Source organism: Synechococcus lacustris str. Tous (assembly GCF_003011125.1).
Classification (GTDB): Bacteria; Cyanobacteriota; Cyanobacteriia; order PCC-6307; family Cyanobiaceae; genus Synechococcus_D; species Synechococcus_D lacustris.
Map to the genome: position 1 here is coordinate 1 of NZ_PXVC01000019.1, position 20,184 is coordinate 20,184.

Sequence of the window (20,184 nt, forward strand, 5' to 3'; positions counted from 1 at the left end):
GGTGATCTTGGTTTGCATCGGGCAGTGCTTGGGCCCGCACATGGAGCAAAACTCYGCYTGYTTATAGATATCRGCKGGCAGGGTTTCATCATGGTATTCACGGGCCCGTTCTGGATCWAGCGATAGATCAAAYTGYTTRTTCCAATCAAAGGCATAACGGGCKCGGCTTAGTTCATCRTCGCGGTCGCGGGCGCCAGGGCGGTGGCGGGCGATATCAGCGGCGTGGGCTGCRATCTTGTAGGCGATTAAACCTTCRCGCACATCATTGGCATTKGGTAAACCCAAATGCTCCTTAGGTGTTACRTAACAAAGCATCGCCGTGCCATGCCAGCCGGCAAGGGCAGCACCAATGGCACTGGTGATGTGGTCGTAACCAGGGGCRATATCAGTTACAAGYGGGCCCAACACATAGAAAGGTGCCTCTGAACACTCTTCCATTTGTTTTTTCACATTGAATTCAATTTGATCCATCGGCACRTGGCCYGGGCCTTCCACCATCACCTGAATATCGTGTTTCCAAGCCCTACGGGTGAGTTCRCCCAGGGTTTTYAATTCAGCCAGTTGCGCCTCATCGGAGGCATCGTGTTGACAGCCGGGCCTTAGGGAATCACCAAGGGAAAAAGTACAGTCGTAGCGTTTAAAAATTTCGCAGATATCATCAAAATGGGTAAATAGTGGATTTTGCTTGTGGTGATAGAGCATCCACTGGGCCAAAATTCCACCGCCACGGCTAACTATTCCGGTGATGCGTCCCTTTACTTTAGGTAGATGTTCAATCAACAAACCAGCATGAATGGTTTGATAATCAACGCCCTGCTGGCAATGCTTTTCGATAATATGTAAAAAATCATCTGCTGATAACTTCTCAATTGATCCATGCACACTTTCAAGAGCTTGATATACGGGCACCGTGCCGATCGGCACCGATGAAGCATTGATAATAGCTGTGCGCACCTCATCAAGATTAACGCCGCCGGTGGATAGATCCATCACCGTATCGGCGCCRTATTTAACTGCTAGATGTAATTTAGCCACCTCTTCTTCCATATCGGAAGCGTTTGGTGATGCGCCGATATTTGCATTTACCTTGCACTTGCTAGCAATACCGATTGCCATCGGTTCAAGGTTTGGGTGGTTGATATTGGCGGGGATGATCATTCTTCCCCGGGCCACCTCTTCTAAAATCAATGATTCAGGCAGATTTTCCCTCTTAGCAACAAATGCCATTTCCTCGGTGATTTCTCCCCGCCTGGCGTAATGCATTTGGGAATAGTTGCCAGAAAAACCGGCGGCGCCACGGCGCTTTTCAATCCAGGCACTACGCATCGCAATTTTCCTCAACGGAGAGGGGTAGCGCCGCACTTCCTGCACTTCCCTGCGCCGGCATTAACCGGATCAGGTTCGGAGGGTGTGATCTCAGCCTTCACCGGCATTTCGGCGACGGCACCCCTAGTGACCCAATCAACCTAGCAAGCGTTCAAAGCGCTCGCGTTGCAATTTCAAACGCAATTGCTTACCCGATTCCTGCAGGGTGGGATCAGCATCAGCCATGGCTTTTTCTGCTAATTCCAGCAACACCTCAGCCGGCACACCTTTTTCATCCGCCAGGGCAGCCAAGATGCTGCTGCGCACCAGCCAATGGGAATCCTTCTCATATAGCTCTAGCAATGGCTTTAGCGCCAGCTCCGGGCCATGGCGGGCCAATGCATTAGCCGCTTCTGCCCTCACRTTTGGATCCCCCTCAAATTGCAACACCCTTAAAAGGGCAAGGCGGCCCTGTTCATTTGGTTTGTATCCCAAGCCCATACAAGCCAAGGAACGCACCAAAAATGCTTGGTCGTTTAAGCATTCCAGCAGCAGCGGCACACAGGTTTCGGTGYTGTAAGGCTGCAGCGCCGTGATCGCCCGCATGCGCGAGGTGGTGTGGCCACTGGCAATTGCMACCCTGATGGCCTCAATGCCCATGGCAGCTGGTTCAGGCAGGGGGCTGGTCATGGGGTGCCGGATTTAATTTCTTTCACGGCGCGCAACAAACCGCGCCTCCTGCGACCATAACTAGCCGCGTTTACCACCAGCAATCCAACGCCAATGGCCAAAGCCGGGAGGGCCTGCAGCCGCTCTGCCCCCTGGCGTTGGCCGCCACCCATYAGGGCAGCAATTGCCAACAGGATCAGCAGTGGGGTGGCAATCACAAGYGGCAAACGGGCATTCATGGTGTGTTGTTTTGCTCCAACCAGCGCTTTAGGGCCGTTGCCAAYAAATTCACGGCTACGGGCATACAAGCCTCATCCGGATTAAATCCACCATGGTGCAAAGGGGCGCAACCATCAAGCCCCGCCACGCCAAGCCGAAACATGCAGCCGGGTAGATGGTTGAGGTAGTGGGCAAAATCTTCAGCGCCMAGGCTTGGTTGGGCTAATTCCAAAACTTGTTCACGGCCCAATTGCTCCACCGCRATGGTTTCCAACAAACGCGTGAGCTGTGGRTCGTTTTGAACCGGTGGCGCAATACCTCTCCACTGCATCTTCAGTTGGCCTCCATAGGCCGCGCAGATCGCCGCGGCTGTGCTCTCCACCCACGCGGGCAGTTGYTCATAGAGCTCACAATCAAGGCAGCGCAGGGTGCCTAGCAGGCGCACTCGATCGGCRATCACATTGAAGGCACGGCCGCCTTCAATGCGGCCAAAACTCAACACCACCGGTTGCAACGCATCCAAACGCCTGCTGATCGCCTCCTGCAATCCACTAACTAACCGGGCTGCAATCCAAATCGCATCCACCGATTGATGGGGCCTTGCGCCGTGGCCCGCCTCCCCCAACACCTCCAATTCCAATTCAGCTGCCGCGGCCGTGAGGGCCCCATGGCGCACACCAATGCTGCCCACAGCAATGCTCGGGAATACATGTAGCCCCAAAAGGGCACTCAACCCTTCAATTGCCCCAGCCGCCAGCATCCAGCGGGCCCCCTCCGCTGTTTCTTCCGCSGGTTGAAATAACAAACGCACCGTTCCACTTAGTTGCYCTGCCAATGGGGCAAGCAGCATCGCCACSCCTAAACCMACRGCGGTRTGAATGTCGTGGCCACAGGCATGCATCAAGCCAGGGGTGGTGGAGGCAWAGGCCAGCCCAGTGCATTCCTCAATGGGCAGGGCATCCATATCAACCCTTAAACCAATGGCACGGCCRCTGCTGGGCCCTAATTCAGCCAGCACCCCAGTGCGGCCAACGCCCTCCTGCACGCGCCAGCCRAGCCGCCTTAATTCCCCAGCCACCAATGCAGCTGTGTGATGTTCAGCGCCGCTCAATTCCGGATGGGCATGGAGGTGGCGGCGTAGATCAAGCAGTGCCGCCAGCTCTTCTTTACTTAGGGCCAAGTTGTTGCCACTCATGCAGCTGGTGCTCCACCGGAATCCAATTGCAAAAACCGTTGCAATGCCAGCACTGGCAGCGGCGGCCAGCGGCGCACCTCTAGCAGCCAGTTGAAATCGCGATAGCGGCTATCGAGGCCAGAAGCTGCTGCCCAGTTRCTTTCAGCTTCCCCTGCTTTRCCCTTTTCCCACAGCAGGGCCGTGAGGGCTGCCCTGGCATCGGCAAATAGGGGATAACGGCGAATCAAATTGCGCARTTCCAATTCAGCTTCGGCAAGCTCACCCAGTTGAAAAGCAGCAAGGGCTGCGCTGGAGCGGGCCATCGCCATGCCTGGTTTCACCTCTGCCGCAAGCAGAAACGATTGCCTTGCCGCCTGCCAATCGGCAAGGCTGCCTTCCACATTGCCCAAGTTGTAGTGGGCTGGGGCGTTATTGGGATCCCGCTGCAAAATCCATTGGTAATCGGCGGCGGCCGCCTGCCACTGGCCTARRTATTCCTCGGCAGTGCCGCGGTTTAGATGGGCATCAGCYACCTCCGGTGCCAGCTGCATGGCTTTGCTTTGGTCGGCGATAGCCCCTTCGGGATCACCCAGGGCTAAGCGCACATTGCCGCGATTGCTCCAGGCAGCGCCATCTTGAGGGGAGCGTTCAATAACCGMATTCCACAGCTCAAGGGCYTCAGTAAAACTTCCMTCCCTACTGGCCCTTAAGGCCTGGTCGAACTGCTGAGCGCTGGACGCTGGGGCAGCAGCAACGGGGCTAGGCAAATAAGCAAACCCAASWAGCAACAGGCAGCAAATTAAACAAAGCCTTAGATAGCGCCGCATCAAGCTGCCTCCAGATGGCGGCGGCCCGCTTCCGTAACAACCCTCCCCCTGGGGGTGCGCTGCAGGAAACCAAGTTGCAACARGAATGGTTCCACAACCCCCTCCAGGGTGTCTGGGTCTTCCCCTAGGGCTGCMGCCAGGGTATCGAGGCCAGCGGGGCCACCGGCGTAACTACCCAGCAGCAATTCCAACAAGCGCCGATCGGAGGCATCTAACCCCAGGGCATCCACCCGATGCATGGCCAATGCTTCCTCCACCACCGCTGCTGTTACGGGCCCATGGCCCTTCACGCTGGCAAAATCCCGCACCCGCCGCAACAGGCGGTTGGCAATGCGGGGGGTGCCGCGGCAGCGACGGGCAATTTCAGCAGCTGCCTCCTGCATTAATTCAACTTTCAATAATCCCGCYGCCCGCACCACAATCGCCTCAAGGTCGCTGCAGTTGTAGAACTCAAGCCGTTGGATCAAACCAAAGCGATCGCGCAAGGGRGAACTCAAGGAACCCGCTTTTGTGGTGGCACCAACCAAGGTAAAAACAGGTAACTCAAGGCTGCGGGTGCGGGCACCAGCGCCAGCGCCAACGGTTAGATCCAGGCGAAAATCCTCCATCGCYGGATACAGCAACTCCTCAGCAACACGATTTAAACGGTGAATTTCATCAATAAAAAGCAATTCCCGCGGTTGCAAATTCATCAATAAACCAACGATGTCGCGCGGGCGCTCCAAAGCAGGGGCACTGGTGATWCGGCAACGCACCCCCAGTTCCTCGGCTARAACCAAGGCCATGGTGGTTTTRCCTAAACCCGGCGGTCCGTAGAGCAGCACATGGTCGAGGGCTTCCTGGCGCTGGCGGGTGGCCTCCARGGCAATGGCTAATACCTGCTTTAGTTCWGGCTGGCCCACGTAGTCGCACAGGCGCTTAGGCCTTAAACCCTCATCGCGGCCACCATCGCGCTCAACCCCACTGGCTTCCGCTGCCACCAGCCGCGGCGTTTCTTTTTTGGGGCTGTTGCCGCTGGAAGACTGAATCGCCATGGCTTGAGGCTACCCAGGCAAACCATGGGTCACCATGGTGTTGGGGAATGCATTTAGTGGGCTCAGAGCGTGGCAGGGAAGGGCAAAGGCGCAACAGCAGCAGCMAAAAAGCGGCTAGAAGCCCAGCGGCTACTGGCCGATAACCGCTTGGCGCGCCACAACTATGAAATCCTTGAAACCCTTGAAACCGGCATCGAACTATTGGGTACGGAAGTAAAAGCAATCAGAGCCGGCAAAGCAAATTTGCGCGATGGTTTCTGTTTAATTCGCAATGGTGAATTGCAGCTTCATAATGTACATATTGCCGGCCATGAACAGGCCAGTAAATTTTACAATCACGAACCTTTGAGGGTGCGCACCCTACTGGCCCATCGCAAGGAAATAAAYCGCTTGCGGGGCAATTTAGATCAACAAGGTTTAACTYTAATACCCCTAAATATTCAACTMAAAGGTTCATGGATAAAGCTGGTTATCGGCCTTGCTAAAGGTCGCAAACTGCATGATAAACGCCAAGAAGAAAGGCGTAAACAGGATGAAAAAGATTTGCGTTCAGCGTTGAAGCGGCTCTGAACTTTCCTGCACCGTTGGRYTWGGTGGCGCTGGCGGCGGCGGATTTAGGGGCTGCRRAATCGGATTTGGTGCCGGCATTGGTATTTGGATATTGGCAGGTGCGCTTGGCAAAGGAGGGTCAACACGCACGGAAAGGCTGATCATGCCTGCCGCTAATCCATCGTTTCGCWCTAATACCTGCACCAAAGATCCATTCACCTTTGGCAGGGTTACCACCCGCAGCGGGCCGCGGGGATCAAGCACTTCACCACCGGCACCAAAAACTGTCATCTGCATCAAATTGGTTCCATTAATCCCTAAAACCAACTTGTAACCAGGCTGAATTTTCACAGCGAACAATCGGGCCCCCTGGCCATCAACCACAGCGGAAAGCGAGCGGGCCAAATTAGGGGTTGGCTCCAACTGTTCCACTTTCAAACCTTCCAAGCTGCGCAGGGCAGCGGCATACCAAAGCTGGCGGAAGGGTTCATCCGGCATCGTTTCCGGATTGCGACCCGGCAATAAATTCTGGGCGCTGCTGCTCACCAATTGCTGCAGCACCTGGGGGCTAAGGCCTTGGGCGGTGAGGTTGGCCTGGCGGGCCTGCCAATCGCCAGCTTTAAAACTACCCAACCTTGAGCGCAACACCACGGGCAATTGTTCTACCCGCACTAACCAATCTTGAGCCAGATCATTCCAAATCTTGCGTAGGGGTGCATCTTCTAAGGAATCACTGGGGGGTTTGCCCCCCCTTTCTGGAAATTGCACCGCCAGGCCCTGRTCTACCAATTTCAAGAACCAATCGCGATCCACCTGCAAAGCCTTCAAGCGATTGAGCAATTGCTGGCGTTGATCAACTTCAGCTGGCGGCAAACTCACCGAACCGGGCAAATTTTGCACTGGTGTTAGCCCTGGGCGGGTGCGCCCTAAAAGCAACCAACCCAGGGCTGAACCCACCAGGGCAGTGATCACCAAAGCCAACACCACCGGCCAGAAACGACCTTCCGCCGCCTGTTCCCGCTCCAGCTGGCGCTGCTGTTTATTTTGCAAACGCAGGGTTTTAGGGGCAGCGCTGCTAACGGCAGGTTTGGGCAGCTGCGGTTCTGATTGGGATTTTGGTTCGGGTTGAGATTTTGGTTCGGRTTGATTCTCAGATTTGATTTCAGCTTTGATTGGCACCAATACCGCGGTGCGATCGCTCCTGCCAACKGGCCCGGTGCTATCGGGCACCGGTAGGGCTGCCAACGGTTCCAGCAATTGGGCAGCAGAAGCAAAACGMCGCTCCGGRTCAACGCTAAGCATTCGCTCWAGCAAYAGGCGAAAGAGGGGATCGAGCTCCAAACCATCGGGCCAACGCCATTCCATCGTTTGCGGATCCAGCAAGCCAGCTGGTTCTTCTCCGCTCAGCAACACCATCGCTGTWACAGCCATGCTGTGCAGGTCCATCCAGGGGGCCGGGGGCTGCTTTGCCTGGGCAACGGGCGCGTAACCGGGGGTTGCACTTAGTAGTGGTTCCTCGCCAGGGGCCCCCTGCAGGCCAAAGTCGATCAATACAGGCAAACCATCGTTATCACGACGCAACAAATTGGCTGGGGTTAGGTCGCCGTGGATTAAATCCTGCCCATGTAAGGCAGCTAGAGCAGGCAAAAGTTGCCTAAGGAGCAGAAGCACCTCCCCAGCTCCAAATACCAATTGGCGTTCCTGRCGGCTGCGCAACAGCTCKCGATAGGTGCGACCGTTCACCCATTCCCGCACCTGCCATAAACCTGCTTCAGCTGGGATCAACGCCCCCAAGCGAGGCACCTGGGGGTGCAAAACCCCTTGCAAGCGCTCCAAGCGCTGGCGCAATAAAAGCAATTTCTGTTCGTTTAAATCGCCCCAGCCGCGGATTGCTACGGCTAACCCGCCCGCCAAAGTGTCGCTGCCGCGCCAAAGCTKCACCCCGGGGGATTCACTAAGCAACTGCTCGAGGCGATAGCGCCCAGCAAGCAGATCTCCCATAGCGGCATTAGCGGGGGATGCCACAGCCAGAACCAAATTGCAAAGGAATCACGCGAGATTAGGCAGGCCTGGMCGTTCAGGCTGCCGCAAGCCACGGCTTGCCAACCATTCTCGCTCCCAGAGCCGCGACCGGTAGCGATCACCACCATCACAAAGCACCGTAACRATGCGATGGCCGGGGCCTAATCGGCGGGCGGTTTCCATGGCAGCTGCCACATTGATGCCCACGGAACCACCCATGAATAAACCCTCAAACCAGAGCAATTCGTAGAGCACCTGTAGGGCGGTTTGATCATCAACACGCACCGCGTCGTCGATTGGCACCGCTTCCATATTTGCCGTAATCCGACTATTTCCTATGCCTTCAGTGATCGAACTACCCTCCATTGTGAGATTTCCGGTAGTTGCCCAACTGTGCAGGGCGCTGCCATGGGGATCGGCCAGCACACAGCGAACATTTTTATCGCACTCTTTTAGGTAGAGGGCCACACCGGCATAGGTGCCACCGGTGCCGGTAGCCGCCACCCAGGCATCCAACTTGCCGGCGCATTGTTCCCAAATTTCAGGGCCTGTGCCGCTGTAATGGGCTTGGCGGTTTGCCYGATTATCAAATTGATTGGCCCAGATTGCCCCAGGGATTTCTGCTGCAATCCGCCCCGAAAGCCGCACATAATTATTTGGATCGCGGTAGGGCACCGCTGGCACGGTGCGCACCTCAGCGCCAAGGCTGCGCAGCAGGCCAATTTTTTCAGCCGATTGCGTTTCAGGAATCACAATCACGCAGCGATAGCCGCGGGCATTGCAGAGATGGGCGAGGCCAATGCCGGTATTACCGGCGGTGCCCTCCACAACGGTGCCACCTTTTTGCAACTCCCCCGCCGCCTCTGCTGCCTGCAAAATTCCTAATGCAGCTCTGTCTTTTACCGAACCACCAGGGTTCATAAATTCCGCCTTGCCAAGGATTTCACATCCGCTCACGGCACTGAAATGCTCTAAACGGATCAGGGGTGTATGGCCCACGGCCCCCACAAACCCCCWGGTGATGCCCATACCAATGCCRATTCCTACGCCGCAGGCTAGGGTCCCGCCACCGCCCCGTCGAGGGATGATCAGCTGTTCACCTACCGCAGTTCAAACTCCCCTCGGGGAGCAGCTGCACCWTGTGCGGGCAGCCAGTGAGGCCCTAATTACCCCCCTGGAGCCAGAGGATTTACTGCTGCAGGGCATGGCCGATGCCAGYCCACCCAAATGGCACTTAGCGCACACCACCTGGTTTTTTGAAACATTTSTGCTCAAGCCCCATCGGCCTGGCTGGCAGGGGCCACCGGAGCCRTGGTTGGTGCTGTTTAACAGCTACTACGAAAGTGCTGGCCCCCGCCACCCCAGGCCGCAACGGGGTTTGCTGAGCCGGCCGCCGATGCGGGAGCTGTTGGCATGGCGCCAGCGTGTTGATGGGGCCCTGCAGCTCTGGCTCACGGAGGCTCCAGCAAAGCCAATTACCGATCTGATTCGGCTCGGAATCGAGCATGAGCAGCAGCACCAGGAATTACTGCTGATGGATCTGCTGGATGGCTTCAGCCGCAATCCCCTGGATCCGSTTTATGCCAGCRATGCACCAACGGCTCCCTRCSAACCAAGCCAAACTGGTTGCTTTAGTTTTGAAGGTGGCYTAGCAGCAATCGGCCATAACCCGCTAAGCCAAGGCTTTCACTTTGATAACGAAGCGCCCCAACATCGGGTGTGGTTAGAGCCATGGCGGCTTAGCAAAGGTCTTGTTAGCAATGCTGAGTTTGAAGCCTTTCAGCTTGATGGCGGCTACAACAATCCMCTCCTTTGGATGGCAGAAGGCTGGGCAATTAGGCAGCAAAGGCAATGGCAAGCACCGCGCTATTGGCGGGCTGATCGGATGGAATTCAGCCTCAGGGGCCTGCAGCCAAGGCAACCAAYGGCGCCAGTGCAACACATCAGCTGGTTTGAGGCTGATGCCTATGCCCGCTGGGCTGGYGCGCGCCTACCAACGGAAATGGAATGGGAAGTGGCCGTGCAGCAACAACCGGATCTACCCCAAGCCTTTGGCTGTTTATGGCAATGGACCAATTCCGCCTATGGGCCCTACCCCGGCTACAAGCCMGCCATGGGCGCAATTGGTGAATACAACGGCAAATTCATGAGTTCCCAAATGGTGTTGCGGGGCAGCAGTTTTCTCACGCCCAGGGGTCATAGCCGCAGCACCTATCGCAATTTCTTTGCCCCCGCCTGTCGCTGGCAAGCTGCTGGCCTGCGCCTGGCATGGGATGGCTAATTACACAGGCTTTCCACTGATTGATTTACACCCCAGCCCGGCTGATCTGGCGGCGGTGGTGCTGGCTGGCTTGGCCCGTTGCCCTAAACAATTGCCCGCCTGGTTGCTCTACAACAGCGAGGGTTCCGCCCTATTTGATCAGATTTGTTTACAGCCTGAATACACCCTCACCAGCACYGAACTCGAGCTGTTGCACAAGCATGCMGCCAAGCTTTGTAAATACTTACCCGCAGGTGGCTTGGTGTTGGAATTTGGTGCGGGCAGCGCCGAAAAGGTTGGGCCATTGCTTGATGTTTTGGCGGATCCTGCCTACCTAGCCATCGACATAAATGCCAATCATTTGCAAACAGCAGGTGCCCGTCTCCAGGCCTGCTATCCCCATGTGCCGATGCTGGGAATTTGCGCTGATTTCAGCGGCTCCTTTGATTTAGCTAATTTAAATGTGAGTGATTTAGATAAAAGTGATTTAGATGAAAARCAATTGCATTTATCAGATTTATTCTCAAGGCCCAGGCTTGGCTTTTTTCCCGGTAGYTCCCTGGGTAATTTTGAACCAGAMGAAGCGATAGGTTTTCTTCGCCAGCTAARGCAACTACTAGGGCCTAAGGGCTTGCTATTAATTGGCATCGATCAACCCAAGCAGCGCGCCCTGCTGGAAGCGGCCTATAACGATGCAGCRGGGGTTTCAGCCGCTTTTGCWAGCAATTTGCTATTGCGCCTGCAGCGGGATTTAAAGGCAGAATTGGATCCAGCTGGCTTTAGTTATCTGGCCCAGTGGCAGGAAAAAGAGCAGAGGATTGCCATGGCCCTCGTGAGCAGGGAACCYCAACGGATGCTGCTCTTAGGTGAAGAGATATTTTTTGCAGCAGGTGAGCAATTAATTACTGAATACAGCTACAAGTATTCGCCTGAAGCATTCCAAAATCTAGCGGCAAGGGCCGGCTGGCAAGGGCTTGAGCGCTGCTGTGATGCCACGGATGGCTACAGCCTGCACCTACTCGGCTGAGGGAAAAGGGACCGTTGCCGGGCAGACTGCCAAGCAGCACTCAAACTAAATGCCATGGGAAGGGAAGAACAGCGTGCCTTAGTGCGCAGGGTGCGGGAATCATTGATTGAAGAATTAGAARCCACCTATCGRCGYGCCTTTGATGCCATTGGCACAGAAGACATGGGCGAGGGTGCCGTAGCAAGGCTCACCCAATTGTTACTGCGCTCGCGGGATGGGGCGATCAGTGCCCTAGAAGAGGAGATTGAAGCTCCAGTAATTACCCGGGCGCCGGATGCAATCAACTAACAATTGGTGGCAGGAAATTGAGCAAGAACTGGAACGCCAGTTTGATCGGTTTCTAGATGATCACCCMAGCCAAAAGGAATTACTTGAAAAAGAAGAAGCGAATCAAAARCAGAAACGCTTACAACTTCGYTTRCAAAYAATTAAYGAACAAGCCGACCAATTAAGAAGCAAATTATGCAAACTTAGCGCTGAAATTAAGCAATGGCGCCAAAGGGTGGAACGGGCACACAAAGCAAATGCCACGGATTTAGCAGCCCAGGCCCAAGACCACCTARGCCAATTGATGGGCAAGGGCAGGGATTGCTGGCAGGCCYTAGCAGAACTCGGTGTTGAAGATCAAAAACTGCGCCAAGAATTAGAACAAATTCCAAACCCAARCAACAACAAACCAAAATACAAACAAGATATAGAAACAGCCTGGGAAAAATTTGAAACAGATCAAGCCCTAGAAGATTTAAAACGTAAGCAACGCTAATGGGATTTTTATTAACTAAATTGCTGCCCTTATTGCTCTACCCCTTAGGTATGGCCATAAYGCTTCAAACAATTGCCATTTTAAATAACCGTCGCCGCTGGTCGCCCTGGTGTGSTTGTGGCGCTCTGGTAATWATTACCCTGCCAGCAATGCCAATCGTTAGTGATCAATTGGTTTGGAGCTTAGAAGAACGCAGCGCTGCCCTAACCCCAAATCCAATTCCAAAAGCTGATGCAATTTTGGTACTTGGCGGAGGATTAAAGCCAGCCTTAGCTCCTCGAGCTGCGGTAGAGGTATCAGAAGCTGGAGACCGCCTACTCACCGGGTTACGTTTATTTCGCCAARATAAAGCCGCTTTATTAATTACCAGTGGTGCTCAAGTTAGTTTTAACAGCAATGATCCCGCCTTACCAGAAGCCCTATCTGCTCGCAATTTAGCAATTGAGCTGGGAATTCCCGCCAAGAACATTTTGACCAATCCTAATTCCCGCACCACGGCGGAAGAAGYAAAAGCCATAGCCAAACTTAGCAAGCAAAAAGGTTGGCAACGCATACTATTAGTAACCAGCGCCATTCATATGCCCAGGGCACTTGCAAGCTTTAATAAGCATGTATCAACAAACTCAGGCGTTCAACAAGCCATTGAGGTAATTCCTGTTAGCTGCGATTATCAACTACCRAGCAGGCAAAATAGAGGCTCATTATCATTAGCAAGCAGCTTAGAAAAACTAATTCCAGATGCAAAAGATCTMTATCTAAGCAGCCTCGTGATTAAAGAATATCTAGGCTTATTTATCTACCAACTAAAGGGGGATGCAGCTTAAACCTTAGGGGCTTTAGGCACCAGATTTACACCTTCAGGTGGGGGTGTGGGATCGGGATCAGCAATCAACATGTGTTGCAGCACAATCTCAGGACGTTCACTATCTCGCCAACGAATCCGATAGGCAGGCATTTTTGTGCCGCGGCTGGTGGTTTGTTCAACGGCTTCCATTACCCAACCCCTGCGGGACCTGCCCTGGGGGTTGCGCTTCACCACAGCATCAGCGTGGGTAAAACGAAATCCAACGCGCTCGCCACTCATGCGCTAGGAAATCTGATCAGTGGATCCATTATCCACCTTGGCAGGCCGCAGCAGGGGGAAGGCGATCACATCACGGATGCTGGCGCTGTTAGTGAGCAGCATTACCAAGCGATCGATGCCTATGCCAAGGCCACCCGTGGGTGGCATGCCCACTTCTAAGGCCTGCAGAAAATCCTCATCCACCCCTTGAGCTTCTAGGTCACCAGCRGCSCGCCGTTCCTGTTGCGCCTCCAGGCGACGGCGTTGATCCACTGGATCAATCAGTTCACTAAAGGCATTAGCCGTTTCCCTACCAACAATAAAAAGCTCAAATCGTTCCACTAGGCCTGGCTTGCTGCGGTGGCTYCTAGCTAARGGCGATGTTTCCACCGGGTAATCGAGCACAAAGGTGGGTTGGATCAAATTGCTTTCCACCCTTTGCTCAAAAGCTTCCACTAGCAAACGGCCAACGCTATCGGCCAGCTCTGGTACCACCAGCCCCGCCGCTTGCATCGCCGCTGCTGCCTCAGGGCGATTAGCAAAGCCATTGAAATCCAAGCCAGTGGCCTCTAGCACCAGCTCATGCATGGTGGCCCGCCGCCAGGGGGGCGCTAGATCGATTTCAGTTCCTTGATAGGTGATAGATGTGCCGCCACATACCTGCCTACAGCCATGGGCGATTAACTCTTCTGTGAGCACCATCATCTCGATGTAATCGGCATAGGCCTGGTARATCTCCACCGAGGTGAATTCAGGGTTATGGCGGGTGCTGGTGCCCTCATTACGAAAAATGCGRCCCAGTTCATACACCCGCTCAAAGCCACCAACCACCAAGCGTTTTAGGTGGAGCTCCGTGGCGATTCGCAGGGTGAGGGGTAGATCAAGGGCATTGTGGTGGGTTTCAAATGGCCGTGCATCAGCACCCCCCGGCACGCTTTGCAGCACAGGGGTTTCAATTTCTAAAAAGCCGCGCTCATCAAGCCAGCGGCGCAGGGAGCTAACCAATTGGGCGCGCCTGCGGAAGGTTTCGCGGGTTTGGGGCGAAACAATCAGATCTAGGTAACGCTGCCGGTAACGCTTTTCCACATCCGCTAAACCATGCCACTTATCAGGCAAAGGGCTCAGCGCTTTACAGAGCATCCACCATTCCTGCACCTTCACCGATAGTTCACCGCGATCGGTGCGGCGCAAACTACCCCTCACACCAATYAAGTCGCCAGCATCCACAAGGCTTGCCAGCTGGGCAAAGGGGGCAGGGGTAGTTGTTGCATCWGCATCAAGGCTTGATTTTTCTAGGTAGAGCTGAATCGTGCCGCTGCCATCTAGGAGGGTAAAAAAAGCCAACTTGCCCATCACCCGCCGCGTCATTACGCGGCCAGCAACCGCCACAGTGAGCTCCCKCTCCTCGCCATTGGCTAGGTCGGCRTGGGCTGCTTGCAATTCAGCGCTTTGATGGGTTGGCGCAAAATTGAGGGCATAGGGCCCCTGGCCAAGTGCTTCTAGGGCCTTGGCTTTCTCAAGGCGCGTTTCTCTAAGTTCCAAAAGTTCAGGCCCCAGCGGCAAGGCTCATTTCACCTACCCGTTGGGATGCATAGCCCGTACCCCGCACGGTGAGGATCAGTTCGGGATTGCGGGGATCTGGTTCGAGCTTGCCCCGTAAACGGGCCACATAAACATCAACCACCCTTAAATCTGCCGCGCGTCTGGGAGGGTAACCCCAAAGCTGCTCAAGAATTTCAGCCCTGGGCACTACGCAGCCAGGCTCACGAAACAACAATTCGAGCAAACTGAATTCTGTGTAKGTGAGGGCGATGCGCTCACCGGCGCGGGTTACCTGGCGGCGATTGCTATCAACCACAAGATCACCGAGTCGCAAAACCCCAAGCCCAGGCAATTGCTCGCGGGGATCTTGGCTGGCATTGCCGCGGCCAACACGGCCCAGGATGCGATTAATCCTTGCTTCTAGTTCCTTRGGGCTAAATGGTTTTGATAGGTAATCATCGGCACCCAGATCAAGGCCAGCCACCTTTTCAGAGATGGCATCAAGGGCAGATAGAAAAATAATTGGCACCGCTGATTCGGCCCGCAGCCTGCGGCAAACAGCAAAACCATCAAGTTTTGGCATCATCACATCRAGCACCACAAGGTCGGGCTGCTCGCGGGCAAATACTGCTAAGGCCTCTTCTCCATCTTCAGCAATAACYACCCGGTAGCCRGCCACCTCTAAACGCATTGCCAGCACCCGCCTCACCGCTGGCTCGTCGTCCACCACCAGCACTGTTGGCTGCTGGATAGGAAGCGCTTCGCCCTCGGTCATTGGGTCGTTTAGTTACGAAGTGCAACCCTAACTTTCCAACTGCAAGAAATGACACTCCAAATTGGCCAATTTGTTGGCTTTTTATTTTTTTAATAATYAYCWATCGCCTAGGGCCACCTSGCCACCGCATAGGCATTCCATTCCTTTTCAGCCGCCGCCAGGGCTGCAGCGCTACTCAATTCACCAAGCATGGCCCGCTGCAATTGGCCGTAAATAATTGCCTGCAAACGCTTTACGCCCGGATCCGCTGGCACCAAAACCTTGGCATGGCTGAGGGTTTGGGCACTTAGCAAGCGCGCCCTTTGCACAAGATCGGCTTTTACGCCACTGCGGGAAGCCAGAGCCAAYTCAGCTTCAATCGCCTTTAAGGCGGGCTGGGAGGAGGGCAACACCTTGGCGGCCCGGGCAAAACGCAGTTGGTTTGCAGGGTTTGTGAGAAATAAGGCGAGATCCACAGCTTCCTTTGGCCGGCTGGTTTGACGGCTTACRGCCAAGTTCATCACGGCCACATTGGCGGCGCCATCAGCACCCACCAAAGGAGGGAAGGGTTCAGTTGCCGCTGCCACCCGCGGCGCATTGGTTTGGATTGTGTTCAAAAATTCGGCACCACTGGCCACCTGCGCCAACTCACCGCTTTGATAAAGCTCAATTGCCCGTTGAAAACCCTGRCTCACCACTTCCCGGGGYAACAAACCGCGCCTGTAGAGATCTGTCCATAGGGCAAAGGCACGGCGGCCAGGGCCRCTGTTAAATCGGGCCCGATGGCGGCTATCAACSAGCTCCACCCCCATCTGCACCATCGATTCCAGCAATTCAGCTGAACCATCCGGAACCACGGTTACAAACAATGCATATTTGCCCGTGCGTTGCTTGATCCGCTCCGCGTAGGCGGGTACCTCCTCCCARCGGCGSGGCGGYTTGTTGTAGCCAGCCTGTTGCAACAACTGCCGATTCGCCAGGGTGATCCTTGCCGTGAGATACCAAGGCAAGGCATAGAGCTCCCCCTGCTGCTCCCCTGCCCGCAGGATTTGGGGTAGATAGGTGGCCTTAGCCGGCCCCARGCGATCCTGCAGGGGCAACARGCCGCCCTTGCTAGCAAGATTTGCTGCGAATAAYGGATTTAAATTCACCACATCTGGGGCAGTGCGCGCAAATACCGCTGCAAGCACCTTGCGTTCCACAGAACCRAAGGGCAAATCGGTCCAAYGCACTTTTACACCTGGATGTTTAGTTTCCCAATCCAGCAACATCGCTTTAATTAAGGGATCAAACTTTGGTGACAACTGGATTGTCCAAAGTTGTAATTCCGGATTTTTCTGCAGCCCCCGGCAACCTCCTAAGGCRAGGAAGATCGCCAGAGATAGCAATAATTTGATTGCCACTTTAGGAGTGGTGCGGGGTGAATTAACGCTCATAACGGCTAGAGATGCGGCGCCAAAACAGCACCTGTAGGGAACAAAACAAAGGCGCCACTAGGGCTGTGAGCAAAGTTTGSGCAAAGGTTATRTGCCAAGCGGCAGMGTTAAATTCACCGCGCAAATGCAATTGCAGGGCATAACTSCCATTCAGCAGCAAGGTGCCGATCAAAGCCAGCAAGCCAAGGGTTGTGCTGCGTTCCAATGGTCTACGGGCGGCCAAAAACTGGCCCCACCAAAAACCTAATAGAGCAAGCATTGGCACTGAAGTGAGGTTGCTGCCTTGCAGGGCATCAAACAACAAACCAACGGCGATTCCAGCTAGAGCACCCGCCAGCGGACCCTCCACCACCGACCAAGGCAATAGCCAAAGCACCGCCCAAGCAGGCGACATGCCTGCCAGTTGCAACCAGCCTGGGCTGGCCAGCAGCAAACAAAGCAGCACTAGGCCAGAAGCAAACAAGGCCACCTCAGCGCACCCTCACCCAATCCACCGCCCCAGCTGGCGCCGTTAGTTGCAGCAAAGCTTCCGGRGCTGGCAGCGCATCMAGATTCACCTGTTGCACCACACCCACGAYCAAATTGGCTGGAACAACGGTGCTKGCCGCTGAGGTGATCACCACGTCACCCGGCAAAACCTCYACATCCTTCTCTAAAAACTCCAGCCGCGGCCGGCTGGTGCCATCACCCACCAAAAGCCCYTTACCGCGGTTTCCCTGCAATTCCACCGCCACCCGGCTTGAGGGATCCGTGAGCAGCAACACCCGTGCCGTTGATGGGGTAACACTGCTGATGCGKCCCAGCAAACCACCGGGTGCCGTAACGGCAGCGCCGGGGCGAATCCCCTGCAGGGCCCCAGCTCCCAGTAGCAAATCCTGCCACCAACCCTGCATGTTCCTGCTGATTACCGCAGCCGTTACCCAGGGTCCCTGCTGTTGCCTTAGGGATAGATCGAGCTGCTGGTTACTTAATTGGGCTTCCAATAGGGCAAGCCGCTGTTGATCTTCTAAACGTTGGGCTTTTTGCAACCATTCCCTCTGGGCACTACCGGGCCAAAAGGGCCTTGAYACCTGGGCRTARAGGTCGAGCAGCARGGCACCTTTGGAGAGGCGTAGCAAAGCAAAGGCAGTAATCACCAGCAGCCACGGCCAACTAGCCAGCAGCAAACGCAGATTCAGCAGGCGCTTGAGATTATTTCCCAGCGCCATGGATCAGTTGGAGGAGCGATGGAAATCAGCGGCATCCAAAACCCTGCCCAGGCGYTTGAAATCTTCAAGMACCTGGCCGCAACCATTCACCACACACAACAAGGGATCCTCAGCCACATGGGTAAGGATGCCKGTTTCATGGCTGATCAAATCAGTAATACCGCGCACTAAGGCACCGCCACCGGCAAGCATGATGCCGCGATCAACAATGTCTGCCGCTAGTTCGGGGGGGGTGCGCTCGAGGGTGCGTTTAACCGCTTCCACAATCACATTGAGCGGTTCCACCATTGCCTCTCTCACATCACCGGCCCGCACGCTGATGGTGCGTGGCAAACCCGATAACAGGTGTAAACCRCGCACATCCATTGATGTTTGATCGAACTCGTCGCTGGGGAAGGCCGAACCGATGCGGATCTTGATCTCTTCTGCGGTGCGTTCACCCACCACCAGGTTGTGCACTTTTTTTAGGTAGCTGCCGATCGCATCGCTCAATTCATCACCGGCCACCCGCACCGATTCAGAAATCACGGTGCCCTGCAGGCTGAGCACCGCCACTTCAGTGGTGCCGCCGCCGATATCCACAATCATTGAACCAACCGGTTCAGTAACCGGTAAGCCAGCGCCGATGGCAGCAGCCACCGGTTCATCAACCAGATGCACTTCRCGGGCACCACCCAAGCCCGCTTCCCTAACGGCCCTGCGTTCCACGCCGGTAACACCACTGGGGATGCCGATTACCAGGCGTGGGGCCAACATGCCCCTGCCCTCGTTGCCCTTGCGGATGAAGTATTTGATCATCTGCTCAGCGGCATCGAAATCGGCGATCACCCCATCACGAAGGGGGCGAATGGCGCGGATATTGCCTGGGGTGCGGCCCAACATTTGTTTGGCCTCTTCGCCAACAGCTAAGGGGATRCCCTTGTCTAGGTCGATGGCCACCACTGATGGTTCCTGCAGCACGATGCCGCGGCCAGAAACGTAGATGAGCGTATTGGCGGTGCCCAGGTCGATCCCGATATCACGGGAGAGCTGAAAACGACGCCAGAACATTGGGTATTTGCTTAAGAGGGCGAATCATAGGTGGGCTTGGCCTTAGTGCAGGCGATACAACCGGGCCCTACGGTGGAACTAMTAGGGATGAGTGCCGCCTTGAGGTGGCGCATCATGTCCACAAAGCAATAGGAGAAGCCCCATGGGCGTCAATTCCGTCACCCTCGTTGGCCGCGCCGGCCGTGATCCCGAAGTTCGTTACTTCGAATCCGGCAGCGTGGTTGCCAACCTCACCCTCGCCGTTAATCGCCGCAGCCGCGACGATGAACCCGATTGGTTCAATTTAGAAATCTGGGGCAAACAGGCCCAGGTTGCTGCCGACTATGTAAAAAAAGGTTCCCTATTGGGAATCATCGGCTCCCTCAAGCTAGACCGCTGGACCGATCGGGCCAGTGGCGAAGAGCGCTCTAAACCGGTAGTGCGGGTTGATCGCCTCGARTTATTGGGTTCCAAGCGKGATGCAGAACAGGGCGGTGGCTTCCCGGGTGGGGGAAATGAGGAAGACGTTCCTTTTTAARTAGTTAATTCCTYCGGRRTAAYTATTAATTAACCACCAAATTCTTGGGTTCCCTGATTTGTTCAGGAGAACCCAGGATTATTAATGTTTTTGCTGAAGCTCAGCGGCGCCGCCACACCCGCAGGCCAAGCCAAAAGGCAAAGGCAATGGCGGCGATTACCAAAATAATCTTCACTGCCTTTGCAACCGGCTCAAGCCATAGTTCAACGTTGGTGTAGGCATTGCCCAAGGCGAAGCCAGAGAGGGTGAGGRTCAAAACCCAAATCAAGCTGCCACCGGTGGTCCAAAGTAAAAATGGTGTGAGTGGCATCAATTCCATGCCTGCAGGCACTGAGATCAAGGTGCGCACACCAGGAACTAACCGGCCCCAAAACACCAGGGCGGTGCCATAGCGGTTAAACCAAATCCGGCTGCGGCGCAAATCTTGGCCACTGATACCGATCCAGCGGCCATGGCGTTCAAACCAATGCTCAAGCCGTTCTTCATTGATCAAACGGCCAAGGCCATACCAAGGCAAAGCACCGAGCACCGTGCCGCCTAAACCCGCCAAAACCACAGGCAGCAGGGCCAATTTGCCCTGCTGCACGTAGAAACCCCCAAGGGGCATAACCATTTCGGAGGGAATCGGTGGAAACAGATTTTCAAGGAACATCGTGGCGAAAATAGCCACGTAGCCCAAGAATGGATTTGCCTCAACAGCTGAACCGATCAGCTTGGGCAACTCCTGCACCAATTCACTGAAACCCATCCGAATAGCCCCCTAAC

The 20,184-nt window shown here is 55.1% G+C and carries 23 protein-coding genes and 1 riboswitch; of the genes, 7 read left to right on the plus strand and 16 right to left on the minus strand.

The annotated features are described in order from the left end of the window. The 6 genes from thiC to ruvB all read right to left on the minus strand — a co-directional run. Window positions 1-1,326 (minus strand): phosphomethylpyrimidine synthase ThiC (gene thiC, locus C7K08_RS06040; RefSeq protein ID WP_106499776.1); only part of this gene is annotated, 1,326 nt, incomplete at its 3' end. A 29-nt stretch (window positions 1,327-1,355) separates the two neighbouring features. Next, window positions 1,356-1,461, minus strand: a riboswitch (TPP riboswitch). Further along, window positions 1,462-1,995: a HEAT repeat domain-containing protein gene (locus C7K08_RS06045; RefSeq protein WP_106499747.1), complete on the minus strand. Its 534-nt coding sequence runs from the start codon at window positions 1,993-1,995 to the stop codon at window positions 1,462-1,464. Beyond that, on the minus strand, window positions 1,992-2,213 hold the full coding sequence (locus tag C7K08_RS06050) for a DUF3188 domain-containing protein (protein ID WP_106499748.1): 222 nt from the start codon (window positions 2,211-2,213) through the stop codon (window positions 1,992-1,994). The genes C7K08_RS06045 and C7K08_RS06050 overlap by 4 nt, the downstream gene beginning before the upstream one ends. Continuing rightward, the gene (locus C7K08_RS06055; protein WP_106499749.1) at window positions 2,210-3,388 is read right to left on the minus strand and encodes an amidohydrolase; all 1,179 of its coding nucleotides are present in this window, start codon (window positions 3,386-3,388) and stop codon (window positions 2,210-2,212) included. The genes C7K08_RS06050 and C7K08_RS06055 overlap by 4 nt, the downstream gene beginning before the upstream one ends. Continuing rightward, on the minus strand, window positions 3,385-4,194 hold the full coding sequence (locus C7K08_RS06060; RefSeq protein WP_106499750.1) for a tetratricopeptide repeat protein: 810 nt from the start codon (window positions 4,192-4,194) through the stop codon (window positions 3,385-3,387). Before C7K08_RS06060 ends, C7K08_RS06055 begins: the two co-directional genes overlap by 4 nt. Continuing rightward, on the minus strand, window positions 4,194-5,228 hold the full coding sequence (gene ruvB, locus C7K08_RS06065) for a Holliday junction branch migration DNA helicase RuvB (protein ID WP_106499751.1): 1,035 nt from the start codon (window positions 5,226-5,228) through the stop codon (window positions 4,194-4,196). Before ruvB ends, C7K08_RS06060 begins: the two co-directional genes overlap by 1 nt. Before the next feature lie 69 nt (window positions 5,229-5,297). Between ruvB and smpB the strand changes: the two genes are divergently transcribed. Continuing rightward, the gene (smpB, locus tag C7K08_RS06070) at window positions 5,298-5,798 is read left to right on the plus strand and encodes an SsrA-binding protein SmpB (protein ID WP_106499752.1); all 501 of its coding nucleotides are present in this window, start codon (window positions 5,298-5,300) and stop codon (window positions 5,796-5,798) included. Here smpB and C7K08_RS06075 read toward each other — a convergent pair. Both C7K08_RS06075 and C7K08_RS06080 read right to left on the minus strand, forming a co-directional pair. Beyond that, entirely contained in the window at window positions 5,778-7,802 is a 2,025-nt protein-coding gene (locus tag C7K08_RS06075; RefSeq protein ID WP_241537092.1) for a serine/threonine protein kinase, read from the minus strand. The genes smpB and C7K08_RS06075 overlap by 21 nt on opposite strands. A gap of 24 nt (window positions 7,803-7,826) precedes the next feature. Next, complete coding sequence (locus C7K08_RS06080; RefSeq protein ID WP_106499753.1) at window positions 7,827-8,828, minus strand: cysteine synthase A; 1,002 nt, start codon at window positions 8,826-8,828, stop codon at window positions 7,827-7,829. 55 nt (window positions 8,829-8,883) lie between these two features. Here C7K08_RS06080 and egtB point away from each other — a divergent pair, with 55 nt between their 5' ends. From egtB to C7K08_RS06105, 5 genes are all read left to right on the plus strand, one after another. Continuing rightward, a complete protein-coding gene (gene egtB, locus C7K08_RS06085; protein ID WP_106499754.1) occupies window positions 8,884-10,080 on the plus strand; it encodes an ergothioneine biosynthesis protein EgtB in 1,197 nt (398 codons plus the stop codon). After that, window positions 10,073-11,086 carry an L-histidine N(alpha)-methyltransferase gene (egtD, locus tag C7K08_RS06090; protein ID WP_106499755.1) on the plus strand — a complete coding sequence of 338 codons (1,014 nt, stop codon included), beginning with the start codon at window positions 10,073-10,075 and terminating at the stop codon, window positions 11,084-11,086. Before egtB ends, egtD begins: the two co-directional genes overlap by 8 nt. A 54-nt stretch (window positions 11,087-11,140) precedes the next feature. Beyond that, a complete protein-coding gene (locus tag C7K08_RS06095) occupies window positions 11,141-11,374 on the plus strand; it encodes a hercynine metabolism small protein (RefSeq protein WP_106499756.1) in 234 nt (77 codons plus the stop codon). Continuing rightward, window positions 11,361-11,849, plus strand: coding sequence for a hercynine metabolism protein (locus C7K08_RS06100; protein WP_106499757.1), 489 nt, complete (start codon window positions 11,361-11,363; stop codon window positions 11,847-11,849). The genes C7K08_RS06095 and C7K08_RS06100 overlap by 14 nt, the downstream gene beginning before the upstream one ends. A 149-nt stretch (window positions 11,850-11,998) precedes the next feature. Continuing rightward, window positions 11,999-12,673 carry a YdcF family protein gene (locus C7K08_RS06105; RefSeq protein ID WP_241537093.1) on the plus strand — a complete coding sequence of 225 codons (675 nt, stop codon included), beginning with the start codon at window positions 11,999-12,001 and terminating at the stop codon, window positions 12,671-12,673. Here C7K08_RS06105 and C7K08_RS06110 read toward each other — a convergent pair. The 7 genes from C7K08_RS06110 to C7K08_RS06140 form a co-directional block, all read right to left on the minus strand. Next, the gene (locus tag C7K08_RS06110) at window positions 12,670-12,933 is read right to left on the minus strand and encodes a hypothetical protein (RefSeq protein WP_106499759.1); all 264 of its coding nucleotides are present in this window, start codon (window positions 12,931-12,933) and stop codon (window positions 12,670-12,672) included. The genes C7K08_RS06105 and C7K08_RS06110 overlap by 4 nt on opposite strands. Before the next feature lie 3 nt (window positions 12,934-12,936). Next, a complete protein-coding gene (gene lysS / locus C7K08_RS06115; protein ID WP_241537094.1) occupies window positions 12,937-14,475 on the minus strand; it encodes a lysine--tRNA ligase in 1,539 nt (512 codons plus the stop codon). Then, window positions 14,459-15,229, minus strand: a complete 771-nt coding sequence (gene rpaB, locus C7K08_RS06120; protein WP_106499760.1) for a response regulator transcription factor RpaB — start codon at window positions 15,227-15,229, stop codon at window positions 14,459-14,461. The genes lysS and rpaB overlap by 17 nt, the downstream gene beginning before the upstream one ends. A 107-nt stretch (window positions 15,230-15,336) precedes the next feature. After that, window positions 15,337-16,644: an ABC transporter substrate-binding protein gene (locus C7K08_RS06125; protein ID WP_106499761.1), complete on the minus strand. Its 1,308-nt coding sequence runs from the start codon at window positions 16,642-16,644 to the stop codon at window positions 15,337-15,339. Further along, window positions 16,634-17,113 carry a rod shape-determining protein MreD gene (gene mreD, locus C7K08_RS06130; protein WP_106499762.1) on the minus strand — a complete coding sequence of 160 codons (480 nt, stop codon included), beginning with the start codon at window positions 17,111-17,113 and terminating at the stop codon, window positions 16,634-16,636. The genes C7K08_RS06125 and mreD overlap by 11 nt, the downstream gene beginning before the upstream one ends. A 1-nt stretch (window position 17,114) precedes the next feature. Further along, window positions 17,115-17,852, minus strand: coding sequence for a rod shape-determining protein MreC (locus tag C7K08_RS06135; RefSeq protein ID WP_106499763.1), 738 nt, complete (start codon window positions 17,850-17,852; stop codon window positions 17,115-17,117). Between the two features lie 3 nt (window positions 17,853-17,855). Next, window positions 17,856-18,902, minus strand: coding sequence for a rod shape-determining protein (locus tag C7K08_RS06140; protein ID WP_106499764.1), 1,047 nt, complete (start codon window positions 18,900-18,902; stop codon window positions 17,856-17,858). 142 nt (window positions 18,903-19,044) lie between these two features. Between C7K08_RS06140 and C7K08_RS06145 the strand changes: the two genes are divergently transcribed. Beyond that, window positions 19,045-19,419: a single-stranded DNA-binding protein gene (locus C7K08_RS06145; RefSeq protein ID WP_106499765.1), complete on the plus strand. Its 375-nt coding sequence runs from the start codon at window positions 19,045-19,047 to the stop codon at window positions 19,417-19,419. 100 nt (window positions 19,420-19,519) lie between these two features. Here C7K08_RS06145 and C7K08_RS06150 read toward each other — a convergent pair whose 3' ends face one another. Further along, window positions 19,520-20,167 (minus strand): DedA family protein, encoded by a 648-nt coding sequence (locus C7K08_RS06150; RefSeq protein ID WP_106499766.1) that lies wholly within the window; start codon window positions 20,165-20,167, stop codon window positions 19,520-19,522. Between the last annotated feature and the right edge of the window lie 17 nt (window positions 20,168-20,184).